Annotated in this window: 13 protein-coding genes; 10 read left to right on the forward strand and 3 right to left on the reverse strand. The window is 71.1% G+C overall.

Annotated features, from left to right (window positions below; all coding sequences use genetic code 11):
• Position 1: 1 nt before the first annotated feature.
• The 7 genes from cysC to ACFV2J_RS11315 all read left to right on the forward strand — a co-directional run bounded on the left by cysC (position 2) and on the right by ACFV2J_RS11315 (position 6,667).
• Complete coding sequence (gene cysC, locus ACFV2J_RS11285) at positions 2-568, forward strand: adenylyl-sulfate kinase (protein ID WP_266702637.1); 567 nt, start codon at positions 2-4, stop codon at positions 566-568.
• Positions 565-1,515 carry a sulfate adenylyltransferase subunit CysD gene (gene cysD / locus ACFV2J_RS11290; protein WP_385082558.1) on the forward strand — a complete coding sequence of 317 codons (951 nt, stop codon included), beginning with the start codon at positions 565-567 and terminating at the stop codon, positions 1,513-1,515. The genes cysC and cysD overlap by 4 nt, the downstream gene beginning before the upstream one ends.
• 2 nt (positions 1,516-1,517) lie before the next feature.
• Positions 1,518-2,873, forward strand: a complete 1,356-nt coding sequence (locus ACFV2J_RS11295) for a sulfate adenylyltransferase subunit 1 (protein ID WP_385082557.1) — start codon at positions 1,518-1,520, stop codon at positions 2,871-2,873.
• Positions 2,874-3,096: 223 nt separating this feature from the next.
• On the forward strand, positions 3,097-4,209 hold the full coding sequence (locus tag ACFV2J_RS11300) for an aliphatic sulfonate ABC transporter substrate-binding protein (RefSeq protein WP_385082554.1): 1,113 nt from the start codon (positions 3,097-3,099) through the stop codon (positions 4,207-4,209).
• A 36-nt stretch (positions 4,210-4,245) separates the two neighbouring features.
• Entirely contained in the window at positions 4,246-5,043 is a 798-nt protein-coding gene (locus tag ACFV2J_RS11305) for an ABC transporter ATP-binding protein (protein ID WP_385082552.1), read from the forward strand.
• A complete protein-coding gene (locus ACFV2J_RS11310; protein WP_385082551.1) occupies positions 5,030-5,923 on the forward strand; it encodes an ABC transporter permease in 894 nt (297 codons plus the stop codon). Before ACFV2J_RS11305 ends, ACFV2J_RS11310 begins: the two co-directional genes overlap by 14 nt.
• 6 nt (positions 5,924-5,929) lie before the next feature.
• Positions 5,930-6,667 (forward strand): sirohydrochlorin chelatase, encoded by a 738-nt coding sequence (locus ACFV2J_RS11315; RefSeq protein WP_385082549.1) that lies wholly within the window; start codon positions 5,930-5,932, stop codon positions 6,665-6,667.
• Positions 6,668-6,845: 178 nt separating this feature from the next.
• Here the strand turns inward: ACFV2J_RS11315 and ACFV2J_RS11320 are convergent, their stop codons facing one another.
• The gene (locus ACFV2J_RS11320) at positions 6,846-7,883 is read right to left on the reverse strand and encodes a ketopantoate reductase family protein (protein ID WP_385082548.1); all 1,038 of its coding nucleotides are present in this window, start codon (positions 7,881-7,883) and stop codon (positions 6,846-6,848) included.
• Between the two features lie 52 nt (positions 7,884-7,935).
• Here ACFV2J_RS11320 and ACFV2J_RS11325 point away from each other — a divergent pair, with 52 nt between their 5' ends.
• On the forward strand, positions 7,936-8,766 hold the full coding sequence (locus tag ACFV2J_RS11325) for an aldo/keto reductase (protein WP_385082546.1): 831 nt from the start codon (positions 7,936-7,938) through the stop codon (positions 8,764-8,766).
• A gap of 187 nt (positions 8,767-8,953) precedes the next feature.
• Here ACFV2J_RS11325 and ACFV2J_RS11330 read toward each other — a convergent pair whose 3' ends face one another.
• Positions 8,954-9,340: a DUF4440 domain-containing protein gene (locus ACFV2J_RS11330; protein ID WP_385082544.1), complete on the reverse strand. Its 387-nt coding sequence runs from the start codon at positions 9,338-9,340 to the stop codon at positions 8,954-8,956.
• Positions 9,333-9,881, reverse strand: coding sequence for a DUF1697 domain-containing protein (locus ACFV2J_RS11335; protein WP_385082543.1), 549 nt, complete (start codon positions 9,879-9,881; stop codon positions 9,333-9,335). The genes ACFV2J_RS11330 and ACFV2J_RS11335 overlap by 8 nt, the downstream gene beginning before the upstream one ends.
• Positions 9,882-10,133: 252 nt before the next feature.
• On the opposite strand from ACFV2J_RS11335, the gene ACFV2J_RS11340 reads away from it, so the two are divergent.
• Positions 10,134-12,401, forward strand: a complete 2,268-nt coding sequence (locus tag ACFV2J_RS11340; RefSeq protein ID WP_385082542.1) for an MMPL family transporter — start codon at positions 10,134-10,136, stop codon at positions 12,399-12,401.
• Positions 12,402-12,582: 181 nt separating this feature from the next.
• Positions 12,583-12,954: a VOC family protein gene (locus ACFV2J_RS11345; RefSeq protein ID WP_385082540.1), complete on the forward strand. Its 372-nt coding sequence runs from the start codon at positions 12,583-12,585 to the stop codon at positions 12,952-12,954.
• Positions 12,955-12,981: the final 27 nt, after the last annotated feature.

Here is a 12,981-nt window from a genome sequence, read left to right on the forward strand (position 1 = left end):
CATGACCGAGATCGCGGAGAACCAGGAGAACCAAGTGACCGGAGCCACGATCTGGCTCACGGGTCTGCCGAGTGCCGGCAAGACCACCATCGCGTACGAGCTGGCCGGCCGGCTGCGCGAGGAGGGCCACCGCGTCGAGGTGCTCGACGGCGACGAGATCCGCGAGTTCCTCTCGTCGGGCCTCGGCTTCTCGCGCGCCGACCGCGACACGAACGTGCGGCGCATCGGTTTCCTCGCCGAACTCCTCTCCCGCAACGGCGTCAAGGCGCTGGTGCCGGTGATCGCGCCGTACGCGGACAGCCGCGAGGCGGTGCGGGGCCGTCACCGGGCCGGTGGCACCACGTATCTGGAGGTGCACGTGGCGACCCCGGTCGAGGTGTGCTCGGTACGGGACGTGAAGGGGCTGTACGCCAAGCAGGCGGCGGGCGAGATCTCGGGGCTGACCGGCGTCGACGACCCCTACGAGGAGCCCGAGTCACCCGATCTGCGCATCGAGTCGCACACCCAGTCCGTGCAGGAGTCCGCGGCCGCGCTGCATGCGCTGCTCACCGAAAGGGGTCTCGCATGACGACCGCAGCCACTGTGTCCGAGGCGGCCGGCGGGTCGGGGGACGCCGGGCCGTACGCGCTGTCCCACCTGGACGCGCTGGAGTCCGAGGCGGTGCACATCTTCCGCGAGGTCGCCGGCGAGTTCGAGCGGCCGGTGGTCCTCTTCTCCGGCGGCAAGGACTCCATCGTCATGCTGCACCTGGCGTTGAAGGCCTTCGCCCCCGCACCCGTCCCCTTCTCGCTGCTGCACGTCGACACCGGGCACAACTTCCCGGAGGTCCTGGAGTACCGCGACCGCACGGTGGCCGCGCACGGCCTGCGCCTGCACGTCGCCTCCGTGCAGGACTACATCGACCGCGGCGTCCTCAAGGAGCGTCCGGACGGCACCCGCAACCCCCTGCAGACCGTGCCGCTGACCGAGAAGATCCAGTCGGAGCGCTTCGACGCGGTGTTCGGCGGCGGACGCCGCGACGAGGAGAAGGCCCGCGCGAAGGAACGTGTCTTCTCCCTGCGCGACGAGTTCTCCCAGTGGGACCCGCGCCGCCAGCGTCCCGAACTGTGGCAGCTCTACAACGGGCGCCACGCGCCCGGCGAGCACGTCCGCGTCTTCCCGCTCTCCAACTGGACCGAGCTGGACGTCTGGCAGTACATCGCCCGCGAGCACATCGAACTCCCGGAGATCTACTTCGCCCACGAGCGCGAGGTCTTCCAGCGCGCCGGCATGTGGCTGACCGCCGGCGAGTGGGGCGGCCCGAAGGAGAGCGAGACGGTCGAGAAGCGGCGGGTCCGCTACCGCACCGTCGGCGACATGTCCTGCACGGGCGCCGTCGACTCCGACGCGACCACGCTGGACGCCGTGATCACCGAGATCGCCGCCTCCCGGCTCACCGAGCGGGGCGCCACCCGCGCCGACGACAAGATGTCCGAAGCCGCGATGGAAGACCGCAAGCGCGAGGGGTACTTCTAGCCATGACGAGCGCCACCGAACCCACCGAGCCCCTGTCGGTCGAGCAGTTGTCGGCGACCACACTGCTGCGCTTCGCCACCGCGGGCTCCGTCGACGACGGCAAGTCCACGCTCGTGGGCCGACTGCTGCACGACTCCAAGTCGGTGCTGACGGACCAACTGGAGGCCGTGGAACGGGTCTCGGCCGACCGTGGCCAGGACACCCCCGACCTCGCGCTGCTCACCGACGGCCTGCGCGCCGAGCGGGAGCAGGGCATCACGATCGACGTGGCCTACCGGTACTTCGCCACCGCGCGCCGCCGGTTCATCCTGGCCGACACCCCGGGCCATGTGCAGTACACCCGGAACATGGTCACCGGCGCCTCCACCGCCGACCTGGCCGTCGTCCTGGTCGACGCCCGCAACGGCGTCATCGAGCAGACCCGGCGCCACGCAGCCGTCGCCGCGCTCCTTCGGGTCCCGCACGTCGTCCTCGCCGTCAACAAGATGGACCTCGTCGACTACCGGGAGACCGTCTTCGCGGCGATCGCCGAGGAGTTCACGGCGTACGCCTCCGAGCTGGGCGTTCCCGAGATCACCGCGATCCCGATCTCGGCGCTCGCCGGTGACAACGTGGTGGAACCGTCCGCGAACATGGACTGGTACGGGGGCCCGACGGTCCTGGAGCACCTGGAGACGGTGCCGGTCAGCCACGACCTCGCGCACTGCCACGCACGGCTGCCCGTGCAGTACGTGATCCGCCCGCAGACCGCCGAGCACCCCGACTACCGGGGGTACGCGGGTCAGATCGCGGCCGGAACCTTCCGCGTCGGGGAGAGCGTGACCGTGCTGCCCTCCGGGCGTACCACGAAGGTCGCCGGAATCGATCTGCTCGGCACGCCGGTCGACGTCGCGTGGACCCCGCAGTCGGTGACCCTCCTGCTGGCGGACGACATCGACGTCTCGCGCGGTGACCTGCTCGTACCGAGCAAGGACGCGCCCCCGACCACGCAGGACGTGGAGGCGACGGTGTGCCACGTCGCGGACCAGCCGCTCACGGTCGGCCACCGGGTCCTGCTCAAGCACGGCACCCGCACGGTCAAGGCGATCGTCAAGGACATCCCGTCCCGGCTCACGCTGGACGACCTCTCCCTGCACCCGCACCCGGGCCGGCTCGCCGCCAACGACATCGGCCGCGTCAAGATCCGTACCGCCGAGCCGCTTCCGCTCGACTCGTACGCCGACTCCCGGCGCACCGGCGCGTTCATCCTGATCGACCCCTCGGACGGCACCACGCTCACCGCGGGCATGGTCGGCGAGTCCTTCGCCGCGCCGCAGCCGGTCAAGGACGACGGCGACGACGACGGGTGGGACTTCTGACATGACGTCCACCGACTTCTACTCCACGTTCGCCAAGGAGGGCGGCCGCGTCGGCAGCGGCGCCCTCGGCAGCGGGCAGGGCGGAGTGGCGCGATGTGTGAGGTGACGTACGCGCACTGCCTGCGCGCCCCGTCCCCCCACAGCCTGAGCGTCCGAAGACCTGCCGACCTCCCGGCCACGGACTGACACCGTGACCGCCGGGCCAACGAGAGGAAAGCCTCCCGTGCCTGCCATCCGCTCCACCCTCGCACGCCGTGGCGCAGCCACCGCCGTCGTACTCCCGCTGCTCGCCCTCGCCGCGTGCAGCTACGGCTCCGAGTCCAAGAGCGACAACTCGAAGGCGAAGGTCGCCGCCGGGTCCAAGAAGATCGACGGCCTCGACTCCGTGAAGATCGGTTACTTCGGCAACCTGACGCACGCGACCGCGCTGGTGGCCAATCAGAAGGGCTACTTCCAGAAGGAGCTCGGCGCCACGCAGCCCAAGTACCAGATCTTCAACGCCGGTCCCTCCGAGATCGAGGCACTGAACTCGGGCTCGATCGACATCGGCTGGATCGGTCCCTCGCCGGCCATCAACGGCTACACCAAGTCCGCGGGGAAGAACCTGCGCATCATCGGCGGATCGGCGTCCGGCGGCGTGAAGCTGGTGGTCGACCCGAAGAAGATCAAGACCCTGAAGGACGTCAAGGGCAAGAAGATCGCGACCCCGCAGCTCGGCAACACGCAGGACGTCGCGTTCCTCAACTGGGCGGCGGAGCAGGGCTACAAGGTCGACCCGCAGAGCGGCAAGGGCGACGTCTCGGTCGTCCGCACCGACAACAAGATCACCCCGGACGCCTACAAGTCCGGCTCCATCGACGGCGCCTGGGTGCCGGAGCCGACCGCGTCCAAGCTGGTCGCCGAGGGGGGCAAGGTGCTGCTCGACGAGCGGGACCTGTGGCCCGACAAGAAGTTCGTGATCACGAACATCATCGTGTCGCAGAAGTTCCTCAAGGAGCACCCGAAGGCCGTCGAGGCCGTGCTGAAGGCCTCGGTCGAGACCAACAAGTGGATCAACGCCAACCCGGACGAGGCGAAGGCGGCGGCGAACAAGCAGCTGGAGGCCGACTCCGGCAAGGCGCTGCCCGCCGATGTCCTCGACCCGGCCTGGAAGTCCATCCAGGTCACCGATGACCCGCTGGCGTCCACCCTCAACACCGAGGCGGACCACGCGGTGAAGGCGGGCCTGCTGAAGAAGCCCACCCTGACCGGCATCTACGACCTCACCCTGCTGAACAAGGTCCTCCAGGCAGCGGGCGAGAGCACCGTCGACGACGCCGGCCTCGGCGCCAAGTAGGCCCGGATCCCGATGAGTTCCCAGGAGGTGACGACCATGGCCACGACCTTCGCCAGGACCGCAGGCAGCGTCGGCAGCGCCGAAGCAGTCGACCACGCCGCCAGGATCGAGCACGTCTCGAAGTCCTTCGCCGGACCGGCGGGCCCCCAGCTCGTCCTCGACGACATCACCTTCGATGTCGCGCCGGGCGAGTTCGTCACCCTCCTGGGGGCCTCGGGGTGCGGGAAGTCGACGCTGCTCAATCTGGTGGCGGGGCTCGACGCCCCGAGCGCGGGCAGCATCACGACCGCCGGGCGCCCGGCCCTGATGTTCCAGGAGCACGCCCTCTTCCCGTGGCTGACCGCGGGCAAGAACATCGAACTCGCCCTGCGTCTGCGGGGCGTCGCGAAGTCCGAGCGCCGCGAGCGGGCGGAGGAACTGCTCGAACTCGTGCGGCTGAAGGGCGCGTACGGCAAGCGGGTGCACGAGCTGTCCGGCGGTATGCGTCAGCGCGTCGCGATGGCGCGCGCGCTCGCGCAGGACAGCCAACTCCTGCTGATGGACGAGCCGTTCGCGGCGCTGGACGCCATCACCCGGGACGTCCTGCACGACGAGCTGACCCGGATCTGGCGGGAGACGCGGGTGTCGGTCCTCTTCGTCACGCACAACGTGCGCGAGGCGGTTCGGCTCGCGCAGCGCGTCGTGCTCCTCTCCTCGCGCCCCGGACGGGTCGCGCACGAGTGGACCGTGGACATTCCGCAGCCGCGCCGCATCGAGGACACCGCCGTGGCGGAGCTGTCCGTCGAGATCACCGAAGAACTGCGTGGGGAGATCCGCCGTCATGGCCAGCACTGAGACCAAGGACGACGCGGCCGTCAGGCAGGACAACGACCTGGCGGGACTCGACGCCCTGGAGACCGCGGTCCACACCGACCGGGCCTCCTTCGGGCAGGTCTTCGTCGCGAAGGTCCTGCCGCCCCTCGTCGCCGTCGCGCTGGTGCTGGTGGTCTGGCAGTCGCTGATCTCGTTCGACGTCGTCACCGACCCCAGCAAGCTGCCCTCCCCCTCGGCCGTCTGGGGTGAGGTGAAGGACGCCTGGCTGCAGGGAACACTGGTCGGCTACGTCTGGACCAGCGTCTCCCGGGGCCTGCTCGGCTTCCTTCTGGCGCTGGCGATCGGCACGCCGCTGGGTCTGCTGGTGGCGCGGGTGAGGTTCGTACGCGCCGCGATCGGACCGGTCCTGTCCGGTCTGCAGTCCCTGCCGTCGGTGGCCTGGGTGCCGCCGGCCGTGATCTGGCTGGGCCTGAACAACTCGATGATGTACGCCGTGATCCTGCTCGGCGCGGTCCCCTCGATCGCCAACGGCCTGGTCTCGGGCGTCGACCAGGTCTCCCCGCTCTTCCTGCGGGCGGGCCGGACGCTGGGGGCCACCGGGCTGCGCGGGACCTGGCACATCGTCATGCCCGCGGCGCTGCCGGGTTATCTGGCGGGTCTGAAGCAGGGCTGGGCGTTCTCCTGGCGTTCGCTGATGGCCGCCGAGATCATCGCGTCCTCGCCCGATCTGGGCGTCGGACTCGGCCAGTTGCTGGAGAACGGGCGCAACGCCAGTTCCATGTCGATGGTGTTCCTCGCCATCTTCCTCATCCTGTTCGTCGGTATCGCGATCGACCTGCTCATCTTCAGTCCCCTGGAACGACGGGTGCTGCGCGGTCGCGGTCTCCTCGTGAGGAGCTGAGTCCCCATGCACCGTCCGGTCCTCCTCGTCATCGCCCACGGCAGCCGCGACCCGCGCCATGCCGCGACGGTCCACGCCCTCGTCCGGCGGGTCCGGGCGCGGCGGCCCGGCCTGCGCGTGGAGACCGGCTTCCTGGACTTCAACGTCCCCTCGGTGGAGGCGGTCCTGGAGTCCCTGGCGGCGGAGGGCGTACGGGACGTGGTGGCCCTGCCGCTGCTGCTCACCCGCGCCTTCCACGCGAAGGCGGACATCCCGGCGGTGCTGCGGCGGGCCCCGGCGCGGCTGCGCATCCGCCAGGCCGCGGTGCTCGGCCCGTCGCCCCTGCTGACGGACGCGCTCGAACGGCGTCTGTACGAGGCGGGAGTGACCCCCGCCGACAAGCCCTCGACCGGGGTCGTACTGGCCTCGGCGGGGTCCACGGACCCGGAGGCGATCGCGGTGATCGCGGACATCGCGCGGGAGTGGCGGCGCACCGGCTGGTGCGCCGTGCGGCCCGCGTTCGCCTCCGCCTCCCTCCCCCGCACCGAGGACGCGGTGCGCGAGCTGCGCGAGCTCGGCTGCGCGCGGGTGGCCGTCGCGCCCTATGTCCTGGCACCGGGCTTCCTCCCGGACCGTATCGCCCGGGGCGCGGCCGGGGCGGACGTACTGGCGGGCGTGCTGGGCCCGGCGCCGGAGGTGGCGCGGGTGCTGCTGGAGCGCTACGACCAGGCACGGATGCCGGCGCTGGCCGCGATCGGCGCGTAGGCCGGGCCCGGCGGCGTCTCACCCCGGCGAGGACACGTCGCGGTCGGGGGTCCGATGACGAAGTCCGCTCGACAGCCACACCCCACAGAGGAGTTCAGGCGAACCCCGGTCCTCCCGTGCGAACCCGGTCCTTCCGTGCGGGCGCGCGTTCCTGTCGGCGCCGTCCGCGCAGCCCGTACTAGGGACGCGGTGGCCCCTCCGCGCCGGCCGCCCCGACGGCCTCCGCGGCCAGTCGCACCAGCTCGGCGACCGGCATCGAACCCGCGGCCCTGCGCTCGCGCGCGAAGCCGTTCGCGAGTCGCTGGAGCAGGTCGTTGAGCGGGGTCGGTACGCCGTGCAGCCGGCCCAGGAGGGCGATCTCGCCGTTGAGGTAGTCGGCCTCGATGGTGCCGGTGGCACGGTCGAGGGACTGCCAAGAGGAGCCGCCACGGCGAGGGGTGCCGTCGAAGGGCCGGAGACGGATCCTGTCGCCGCGGACCCGCCGCTGTTCCTCCTCGCTCGCGTACGGGATCCCGGCGGCGGCGAGCACCGCCTCGCCCTCCGCGCGGACCCGGCCGAAGAGTTCCGGCCCCTCCTCACCGGTCAGGGCGCCGCTGACGGCCTCGATCGCGTTCCCGAGGTTGCGGAGCAGCTTGGCGTACTGCCAGCGGGCCACGTCCGGGACGACCGGCGCCTCGAAGCGGGACTTCTCCAGGTCGGCGGCGATCCGGCGGGCCGTCTCGTCCGTGCCGTGCGGATACCGGCCGAGGTGCAGGATGCCGGTGAGGGGGGTGCCGGCCGCCGACACGACCCCGGGCTCCACGAGGGTGGCGGGCAGCCAGACGCAGACCCCGTACACCCGCCGGAACCGGCGCAGCGCCAGGCGCTGGCCCTCCACGCCGTTCTGCGCGCAGACCAGCGGCAGCCGCTCGGCGGCCGTGCCTCCGCCCGCCACGGGGGCGGGACCCCAGTCCGCCAGGGCCGCCTCGCCGTCCTGCGTCTTGACGGCGAGCACCAGGACGTCGTCGGCCCGCAGGGCGCCGAGTGCCCCGGGCCCGTCGACCACGGGCAGCCGGTGGGTGGTGATGCCCTCCGCGGTCATGAGGCGCAGTCCGAAATCGCGCAGCGCGTCGTGGTGCGCGCCCCGCGCGACCAGGACGACCTCGTGTCCCGCTTCGGCGAGCCGGCCCCCGACGGCCCCGCCGACGGCTCCCGCTCCGATGATGATGTAACGCATGGGGACGAGCCTCGCACAGTCCTCCCGGACCGGTGTATGTAGCCTCCGTCAGATGGTTTCGCAACGATTCACGCTCGGCGGGGAGCTGTCGGTACGCAGGCTCGGTTACGGCACCGCGCAGCTGACGGGACCGGGCTACTGGGGCCCGCGCGGCGACGCCCGGAAGGCGGTGGCCGTACTGCGGCGGGCCGTCGAGCGCGGGGTCACGCTGGTCGACACCGCCGACAACTACGGTCCTTCGGTGGCGGAGGAGCTGGTCGCCGAGGCCCTCAGCCCCTACCCCGGAGATCTGCTGATCGCCACGAAGGGCGGCGTCGTCCGTACCGGTGCCGACGCGTGGCACGTGTCCGGGCGGCCGGAGAGGCTGCGGGCGATGTGCGAGGCGAGCCTGCGGCGACTGCGGCTCGACACCATCGGCCTGTACCAGCTGCACCGACTGGACCCTCAGGTGCCGATGGCCGAACAGCTGGGCACGCTCGACGAGTTGCGCGCCGAGGGGAAGATCCGGCATGTCGGGCTCGACACCGTGACCGCCGAACAGCTGCGGGCGGCACTGGAGTTGACCGACATCGCCGCGGTCCAGAACCGCTACAACCTGCTCGACCGTGCCTCGGATCCGCTGCTGGAGCTGTGCGAGGCGCGCGGGATCGCCTTCCTGCCGTGGTTCCCCCTCGGCAACGGCTCCCTCACCACCGGACGGGTCCACGCGGAGATCGCCGCCGCGCGCGGGGCGACGCCGGGCCAGATCGCGCTCGCCTGGCTGCTGCACCGCTCCCCGGTGCTCTGCCCGACGCCGGGCACGGGCTCTCTCGTCCACCTGGAGGAGAACCTCGACGCGGCCTCGGTACGGCTGACCGACGAGGACATGCGGGCCCTGGGTTGACCTTGCCCCTGGGGCGGGGTGATGTCTACGGACATGGAACCCGACCTGACACAGAGCCCGTACACCGACCCCGGTGACCTGTGCCGTGCTGCGCCGACCTCGCCGCCCGCAGCGGGGTCGAGGGACCCGCGCCTCACCGTGCCGGACGAGGTCGTCTCGTACACCACCTACGCCGGCGTAGGGAGGGTCACTCTGGGTCCGAGGGCTCCGCGCTGAACGGCGTGCCCTGGTGGAAGTAGAGCCGCCAGCCGTCGGCCGTCCGCCACCACAGCGAACTCCGGTGCACCTGGCGCCCGTCGTCCCCCTCCGTGTCGAAGGTGACGTGGACCAGATCCGGTGCCAGCTGGACCCCCTTCATGCGGGAGGCGGTGATGGGCCGTGACCCGGGCCCCGGCGCCGAGGTCAGATGCACGAGGATCGAGGCGCGGTCCCACAGCCGGCCCGAGGACCCGAACTCGCGGAAGCCGGGGTGCAGCAGGGCTCCCAGCCGCTCCGGCGAGCGGCGGACCTCCGCGTCGAGCAGGCTCAGCTCGCCCTCGATGGCCGCCTCCACGGCGGGATTGTGGTCAGGCACCTGTCAGCTCCTCAAGTTTGACGACGGTGTTCCAGTTGCGGGAGGTGGCGGTGACGCCCTTGAGGAGCCTGGGCCTGGCCAGCGCCTCGGCCAGCTTGGAGCGTCCGAGACCGTCGGGGGCGTACAGGTACAGGACGCGGTCGCCGAGCCGGAACTCCTCCGGCAGGAAGCCCGCCGGGTCGACCGACGCGAAACGTCCGGGGTCGACCGGGGTGGAGAAGTAGGTGACGTGCACCTGCTTGGCCTCCAGCTCGGCGGCCGGGAACGGGCACGCCTCCCGTACCGCCCTCAGGTAGGCGTGGTCGCGGACCAGCACCTCGACGGTGAAGCCGAACCGCTTCTCGACGGCGTCGGTCAACTCGGCCGCGAGGGAGTCCTCGTCACCCCGGTCGGAGGAGAAGAAGGCGTTGCCGCTCTGGAGATAGGTGCCCACGCGACCGTGGCCGAGCCCCTCCAGGAGGGTACGGAGCTCGGCCATGGGCACCTTCTTGCTGCCGCCCACGTTGATCCCGCGCAGCAGTGCCGCGTACGTCGTCGTCATCCGTTCACCATAGGGCGGCCGTCCCGCGCATCCGCACCAACACCCGCACCCTGACCCGTATCCCCGAGAACCCTCCCTGTATGTAAGGGGCTTCTATCCTCCCCAGTGCGGAGACGGCGGGGTCCGCGGGGAGGAGCCGGGGGCCGGACGGTTCACCGGGCAGTACGAGGAGACGGTCCCGTCCGGGCCATACCTTCATAACGAAAGGTGACGGCAGGGGGCTGTCACCGCGCACAAAGGGGCTGGCCCGTCATGGGGAACGGAGACATACGGGTGCGGGGCATCGCCGCGCGGGCAGGCGGCTGGAGCGCCCGGCACCGATGGGCCGCCGTCGGAATCTGGGTGCTGTTCGTCGTGCTGGCGATGGGGCTCGGCTCGGCGGCGGGCCGCGTGGACGTCAACGAGAGCGATCAGCTCAAGGGCGAGACCCACACCGCCGCGAAGATCATCGAGGACTCGGGGATCAAGGAACCCTCCAGTGAGAGCGTCCTGATCCAGGCGAAGGACGGGAACGTCACCTCCACGGACGCCGAGTTCCGCAGCGCTGTCACCGCCGTCGTCGAGGCCGTCGGCGCGACCGGCAAGGTCACCGGCGTGACCTCGCCCTACGACACGAAGACGATCTCCAAGGACGGCCGCAGCGCCCTCGTGCAGTTCGACATGCGGGGCGACTCGGAGACCGCGGGAGATCGCGTCGCGCCGGTGCTGGACGCCGTCAAGGGGGTGCAGAAGGAGCACGCCGGGCTGCGGATCGAGGAGATCGGCGGCGCCAGCATGCAGAAGACCTTCGACGACGCGTTCGGCGACGACTTCCAGAAGGCCGAGCTCTCCGCCGTGCCCGTCGCTCTCGGCATCCTGCTGATCGCCTTCGGCGCGCTGGTGGCGGCGCTGCTCCCGGTGGCGCTCGCGGTCACCGCGATCGTGGCGACGATGGGCCTGATGGGCATCGTCAGTCATCTTCAGCCGATGAGTGACACCGCCAACTCCGTGATGCTGCTGGTGGGTCTGGCCGTCGGGGTCGACTACTGCCTGTTCTATCTGCGCCGTGAGCGCGAGGAGCGCGAGGCCGGCCGGGACGCGCAGACCGCGCTGCGGATCGCCGCCGCGACCAGCGGCCGGGCCATCGTCGTCTCCGGTGTCACGGTCTGCGTGGCGATGGCCGGCATGCTCTTCACCGGACTCGCCGAGTTCGAGGCGATGGGCCTTGCCTCGCTGATGGTCGTGGCGGTCGCCATGGTCGGCTCGGTCACCGTGCTGCCCGCGCTGCTGTCGCTGCTCGGGGAGCGGGTGGAGAAGGGCCGCATCCCGTTCCTGCACCCGGACAAGCGGGGCGGCGGCCGCCGGGGCGACCGCGGGCCGGAGCAGGAGGGCAGCCGCTTCTGGGGTGCCGTGCTGCGGGTCGTACTCGTCAGGCCCGGCCTCTCCCTGGTCGTGGCGGCCGGGGTGCTGCTCGCCATCGCCTCCCCCGCCCTCGGCATGAAGACCCAGCAGCTCACGCTGGACAAGGAGTTCGGGAACTCGCTGCCGATCGTGGGGACGTACAACCGGGTCAACGACGCCTTCCCGGGCGGTTCCGAGCCGGCCGAGGTGGTCGTCAAGGCGCACGACATCAACGCCGCCGACGTGCGGTCCGCACTCGCCGACTTCCGTACCCGGGCGATCTCCTCGGGTGCCTCGCGCGGCCCGGTCGACATCAAGGTGCACGCGGCGCAGAACGTCGCCTTCGTCTACGTCCCGCTCGTGGGCGGCTCCGACCAGGACAAGGCGGAGAAGAGCCTGACGCTGCTGCGCGACACGGTGCGGCCCGCCACCCTCGGCAAGGTGGACGGGGTCCAGGCGCCGATCACCGGACAGGTCGCCGGATCACGCGACTTCAACGACCAGTTGGTGGGCTCGGTGACCCCGGTCTTCGCGTTCGTGGTCGTCTTCGCCTTCCTGCTGATGCTGCTCTCGTTCCGCTCGCTGACGATCGCGATCACCTCGATCGTGCTCAACCTCCTGTCGGTCGCGGCCGCCTACGGCATCCTCGTGGCCGTCTTCCAGCACGGCTGGGGTGCCTCGCTGGTGGGCGCGGAGGGGGTGGGCGCCATCGTCACCTGGCTGCCGCTGTTCCTCTTCGTGATCCTCTTCGGGCTCTCGATGGACTACCACGTGTTCGTGGTCTCGCGGATCCGTGAGGCGCGTATGCGGGGGCGTGACACCAAGGACGCGATCCGGCACGGGGTGGTCACCACGGCCGGTGTCGTCACCAGCGCCGCCGTCATCATGGTCGCCGTCTTCGCGATCTTCGGAACACTGTCCATGCAGTCCATGAAGCAGATGGGCGTGGGCCTCGCGGCCGCGGTGCTCATCGACGCGACGATCATCCGCGGGGTGCTGCTGCCGGCCGTGATGGCACTGCTCGGCGAGCGCAACTGGTACTTCCCGAAGTGGCTGAACCGCCTGCCGGACCTCACCCACGACGAGTCGCCGGAGGCCGTGCTGCCGGCCGCCCGGCAGGACGAGCGGGCCGGGGTGTAACTCCGCCCGCGACAGGGCCCGTCGGTCCCCACCGGGGAGGGACCGACGGGCCCTTCGCGGTGGGCGGCCCCGAACGCACGGGCGGCCGGGGGCGATCCGCGCGGACCGTGCGGCACACGGTCAGTGCGGCACGCGCCTCGCGCCGTGGAGGACGTCGGCGGTCACGGGCACACTGGCGGACATGCCTGTCTCGCTGCATCACATCGTCATCGACGCCCATGACCTGCCCGCGCTGTCCCGGTTCTGGGCCGAGGTGCTGGGCTGGCGGATCCTTTCCGAACGGGAGCGCGAGGTCGTGATCGGACCGGACGAAACCGCACCGGTCGGCCTCTGCTTCATGCCGGTGTCGAACCGTAAGGTCACGAAGAACCGTCTGCATCTCGATCTGACGTCCGCCGCGGAGGACCGGGAGGCCGAGATCGAACGCATCCTCGCGCTCGGCGCGCGCAGGGCGGACGTCGGGCAGAGCGGCGATGAGTCGTGGACCGTGCTGTGCGATCCGGAGGGCAACGAGTTCTGCGTGGTCCGCCCGAAGACGACGCTCATCGGCTGAGGGCTGTCCCGCCGTTGCCGGCGCGGC

This window comes from Streptomyces sp. NPDC059668, assembly GCF_042734135.1.
GTDB lineage: Bacteria > Actinomycetota > Actinomycetes > Streptomycetales > Streptomycetaceae > Streptomyces.

Coding starts and splice junctions, on each gene's coding strand:
- cysC (WP_266702637.1), top strand. CDS start 2: ATGACCGAGATCGCGGAGAACCAGGAGAACCAAGTGACCGGAGCCACG.
- ACFV2J_RS11335 (WP_385082543.1), bottom strand. CDS start 9,881: ATGACGACGACGTACGCGGCACTGCTGCGCGGGATCAACGTGGGCGGC.
- ACFV2J_RS11325 (WP_385082546.1), top strand. CDS start 7,936: ATGGTTTCGCAACGATTCACGCTCGGCGGGGAGCTGTCGGTACGCAGG.
- ACFV2J_RS11315 (WP_385082549.1), top strand. CDS start 5,930: ATGCACCGTCCGGTCCTCCTCGTCATCGCCCACGGCAGCCGCGACCCG.
- ACFV2J_RS11295 (WP_385082557.1), top strand. CDS start 1,518: ATGACGAGCGCCACCGAACCCACCGAGCCCCTGTCGGTCGAGCAGTTG.
- ACFV2J_RS11305 (WP_385082552.1), top strand. CDS start 4,246: ATGGCCACGACCTTCGCCAGGACCGCAGGCAGCGTCGGCAGCGCCGAA.
- ACFV2J_RS11320 (WP_385082548.1), bottom strand. CDS start 7,883: ATGCGTTACATCATCATCGGAGCGGGAGCCGTCGGCGGGGCCGTCGGG.
- ACFV2J_RS11340 (WP_385082542.1), top strand. CDS start 10,134: ATGGGGAACGGAGACATACGGGTGCGGGGCATCGCCGCGCGGGCAGGC.
- cysD (WP_385082558.1), top strand. CDS start 565: ATGACGACCGCAGCCACTGTGTCCGAGGCGGCCGGCGGGTCGGGGGAC.
- ACFV2J_RS11345 (WP_385082540.1), top strand. CDS start 12,583: ATGCCTGTCTCGCTGCATCACATCGTCATCGACGCCCATGACCTGCCC.
- ACFV2J_RS11310 (WP_385082551.1), top strand. CDS start 5,030: ATGGCCAGCACTGAGACCAAGGACGACGCGGCCGTCAGGCAGGACAAC.